The sequence below is a fragment of the Streptomyces niphimycinicus genome (genome assembly GCF_018883605.1).
Taxonomy (GTDB): domain Bacteria; phylum Actinomycetota; class Actinomycetes; order Streptomycetales; family Streptomycetaceae; genus Streptomyces; species Streptomyces niphimycinicus.
Genome location: NZ_JAHLEM010001124.1, coordinates 1 through 3,032, shown reverse-complemented (window position 1 = coordinate 3,032; position 3,032 = coordinate 1). Strand labels below are relative to the sequence as shown.

The 3,032-nt window shown below is 71.5% G+C and carries 2 protein-coding genes and 1 pseudogene; all 3 read right to left on the bottom strand.

All coding sequences use genetic code 11. From position 1 onward, the window contains the following. A partial coding sequence (gene ulaA / locus KN815_RS48135; protein ID WP_216348072.1) for a PTS ascorbate transporter subunit IIC occupies nt 1-1,524 on the bottom strand: 1,524 nt, incomplete at its 3' end. 23 nt (nt 1,525-1,547) lie between these two features. Further along, on the bottom strand, nt 1,548-2,351 hold the full coding sequence (locus tag KN815_RS48130; RefSeq protein ID WP_216348071.1) for a PTS sugar transporter subunit IIAB: 804 nt from the start codon (nt 2,349-2,351) through the stop codon (nt 1,548-1,550). 28 nt (nt 2,352-2,379) lie between these two features. Beyond that, nucleotides 2,380-3,032, bottom strand: a pseudogene (locus KN815_RS48125) (MFS transporter); the annotation flags it as partial.

The window sequence follows — 3,032 nt, the reverse complement described above, 5'->3', positions numbered from 1 at the left end:
CGCGGGCGGCGGGATCTTGGCGTACGCGGCCGTGGTGGCGCCCGCCTCGGCGGGCGTCGCCACGTTCTCGCGCGGCATCAGGGCGTCGCGCGCCGCGCCCGGGTCCCAGCCGGTGTCGACCACCCGCTTCTGCACCAGGATCGCGCCCCCGAGGACGGCGAGGCCGAGCAGCACGATGATGACGAGTCCGGCGGCGCCACCGGCCTTGCCCGCGTTGCCGATGAGCGCGCCGAACCAGCCGAAGTCGGCGTCGCCGAAGGTGGTGTTCTGGTCGCCGAACGCGCCGAGCACCTTGAGCAGCAGGGCGGGGAGGAAGGTGATGAGCAGTCCGTTGAGGAACGCCCCCACGACCGCGCCGCGCCGGCCGCCGGTCGCGTTGCCGTAGACCCCGGCCGCACCGCCGGTGAAGAAGTGCGGTACCAGACCGGGCAGCACCAGGGCGAGCCCGAAGGCCGGGTCGAAGATCCAGGTGAGCAGGGCCAGCCCGATCAGACCGCCGGTGAAGCTGGAGATGAAGCCGATCAGCACCGCGTTCTGCGCGTACGGGAAGACGATGGGCGCGTCCAGCGCGGGCAGGGCGCCGGGGACGACCTTCTGGGCGATCCCCTGGAAGGCGGGGACGAGCTCACCGAGGATCGTACGGACCCCGAAGAGGATCACGGCGACCGCGATGCCGAACTGGAGCCCCTGCATCACGGACTGCATCAGGTAGTTCCCGGTGCCGGTGGCCACCGTGCCGGTGCCCGTGGCGAACGCCTTGAAGGCGGTCTTCTGCCCCTCCTTGACGAGCAGGAGGACGGCCATGACCAGGTAGATCAGCAGCATCGACAGGGCGGTGGCCACCATCGAGTCGCGCAGGAAGCGCAGCCCCTCGGGGAGCTTCATCTCCTCGGTGGAGCGACTGCGCTTGCCGACCACCCGTCCGGTCGCGCCCGCCACGATGTATCCGGCCGTGCCGAAGTGGCCGATGGCGACGGTGTCGCTGCCGGTGACGCGCTTGGTCCAGGGGTGCGCGAAGGCGGGCATCGCGACCAGCATGATGCCCAGCAGCACACCGCCGACGGCCACCACGGCTACGGTCGAGCGGCCGCCGTTGGCCAGGACCACGGTCAGCAGCGTGGCCATGAAGAGCATGTGGTGCCCGGTCAGGAAGACATAGCGGAGCGGGGTGAACCGGGCCAGCAGCAGGCTGACCACAAAACCCAGGATCATCAGCCAGGCGACCCGTGAGCCGAACTGGTCCTGGGCGATGCCGACGATGGCCTCGTTGGTGGGGATGACGCCGTGGGCGCCGGTGACGCCCTGGATCATGGTGCCCAGCGGGTCGAGGGAGGCGGTGACCAGTCCCGCTCCCGCGCCGATCAGCAGAAAGCCGAGGGTCGCCTTGATGGCGCCGCCGACGATCTGCCCGGTGCTCTTCTTCATCGCGATGAGTCCGACGGCGGTGATGATGCCGATCAGATACGCGGGCTCGCTCAGAATCTCATTGACGAGAAACGTGGCAAGGTTGACAAACCAGCCCATGGTGCTTCCTCTGTCCCCGTCGTTCAGACGTCGTACGTGTCCCGGAGCACCGCGTCCACCTCGGCGGTGCTGGTGAAGTCCTGGACGACCTTCACGGGCCGTCCCACATCCCCCAGAGTCCTGGCGATCTCACGGGAGGTGAGCAGGGCCACGGCCTCGGACGCCTTGCCCTTCGCGGAGATGGTGTCGGTGGCCTCCACGGTGACGAACCTCGACCACCCCCAGCGGTCCAGCACCTGCTCCAGGGTGTTCTTGAGGAACAGGCTGGTGCCCACGCCGTTGCCGCAGACCGTGAGGATCTTGTGCAGCGAGGCCGCACGGGGCGCGGAAGCGGTGGACGGCTCGGAATCGGTAGACGCCTCGGAGCCGTCCTCCGGCCGCTCCCCCGCCAGTACGGCGTGCAGCGCCTTCGGGGTGGGCGCCTCCGCCAGGGCGGCCGCGGTGGCGGGATCGCCCAGAAGCCGCGCCAGGCTCGCCATCGCGGAAGTGTGCGCGGCGGAGTCCTGGGCGGCCAGGGCGACGACGAGGGTGACGGGGTCGTTGGACTCATGCCCGAATTCCACCGGCTCGGCGAGCCGGACCCAGGACATCCCGGTCCTGAGCACCGCCGGGGACGGCCGGGAGTGGGCGAACGCCACCCCCGGAGCGATGACGATGTACGGCCCGTTCTCCTCGACGTTGGCGACCATCTCGCCGGTGTACTCGTCGGTGGTGGCGCCCGTTTCCACCATGAGCCGGCCGGCCGCGCCTATCGCCTCACGCCAGTCGGCCGCCCGGACGTCGAGCCGGACGGCCTCGACGGGCAGCAGGTCTTTCAGGTCTTCCATGCAGGTCATCATGACTGACATGGCTCTGTCACACAGCCCCGGGGGGTGAATCCGGAACGATGGCCTCCGCATCGCCCGGCAAGCATACGAACACCAGAGCAGCGAGCGCCTCGCACCCCCCTGCGGCCATCAGGGCGCCGGGCAGCGACCAGGCGGCGAGCGGACCGGCGAAGGCAGCGCCCACGGCGAAGCCGCTGATCTTCAGGCTGGCGCCGGTGGTGAACACCTGGCCGCGCAGCCGCTCGGGCGCCTCCCGGTGGCGCACCGCGAACAGGGCCGTGAGCTGGGGCCCCTCGGCGGCCCCGGCGAGCAGCAGGGCGGCGATCAGCGCGACCGGGTGGCCGGTGGCCGCGAGCGGGGGCGCGAGGACGAGCAGCAGGACTCCGCCGAGGAGCACGGTGTCCGGACGCGGCGGACGGGGACGGCGGGCGAGAACCGCGTTGGCCACGAGGGCGGATGCGGCGGAGGCGGACAGCAGCAGGGCGCCGCGGTCGGCGCCGCCGAGCACGGCCGCGCCGAGGAGCGGGCAGCAGGTGAGCAGCGCGCCCTGACCGACACAGGAGACGACGGAGGTGGCGGTGGCACGGGCGAGCGGCCGGTTGCGGGCGATGGCGCGCAGTCCGGCGGCGAGATCGGCGACGACCGATGTGGCCGGTGGCCGGACCGGGGCGGGCGGCGGAG